The following is a 1,005-nucleotide window of genomic DNA, read 5'->3' on the forward strand; positions in this document are numbered from 1 at the left end:
CTGGCCCGCCGGCGGGCCAGTTGTTCTTGAACTCCCCGGCTGGCGTCCTGGCTCCCCCGCTCGCTGTGGTGCAGGAGGCCTGGTGGGGGGTGGGGAAAGACGACGCAGGGCGGCCAATCTGAAGGGCAGCGAGCGGCAGCGTCGCTGGCCTCTGCGCGTCCACCCTCGACCCCACCACAGCCCGCGAATGCAGGTCCAGCGTGACGGCCAGAGAGAGCCAGCCTGCTTTGGTCGGCAGGGACGTCAGATCGGACGCCCACACCTCCCCAGGGCGGCGAGACGTCGAACTGGCGGTCAAGCAGGTTCGGGCCAGCCGGGAAGTGTGGGCGCTGTCGGTGGTTGGCACCCGGCGGCGCTTTCCCTTGGCGGGCACCCCCCTGAGCGCATCAGGCGCGCGACCCGCTGATGGGACCCCCGCAGACCTGCTGCCCGCAGACCTGCTGCCCGCAGTTCGGCATGAATGCGAGGTGCTCCGTAGTGTCCTTTGCTGCGCGGGTAAACGTGCAGGATGCGCTGCTCTGGCAGCGCATCCTGCTGCTTGTGGGTGGAGATCGGTCTTCTTCGCCCACGGTGGTCCCCGCTCACCGACACCTCCAGCCCCCGGCACCACGGCGGCCAGGCGGTCCTGCTCGCGGTGAGCGTCGATGAACTGGCACCTCCGGGTGTGGTCTCTCTGGCGAACAAGGCCGTCGCTTTTTTCGGGATTTCTCGTTCCTGCCGCACGAGGTCGTTCTCTTTGCGGAGGCTCCGAATCTCCTGCTGCTCTGGGGTCAGCACCTGCTTCCCCTGACCGGAACAGGTCGCCTCACCCTTCTCCTGATCGGCGTTCATCCCCTTGCACAGCAGGGAGACGTCGATCCCCAGGTCGCGGGCCGTGCCGGTGATGTTGCCCCTGGTTCGGGCGCGCCCTCCGGACGTAACGCTTGAACTCGGCGCTGTGGGTGGTGCGGTGGGTCATGAGGATGCCTCCTCTCTTCGAGGCTTAGCCCCTTCTCCGCCATACCG

1 pseudogene is annotated in these 1,005 nt (G+C 67.9%); it reads right to left on the bottom strand.

Going from position 1 to position 1,005, the window contains the following annotated elements:
* Positions 1 to 958: pseudogene (locus V3W47_RS19660) on the bottom strand (IS3 family transposase); the annotation flags it as partial.
* Positions 959 to 1,005 lie beyond the last annotated feature (47 nt).

It is taken from the genome of Deinococcus sp. YIM 134068 (assembly GCF_036543075.1).
In the GTDB taxonomy this organism is placed as follows: domain Bacteria; phylum Deinococcota; class Deinococci; order Deinococcales; family Deinococcaceae; genus Deinococcus; species Deinococcus lichenicola.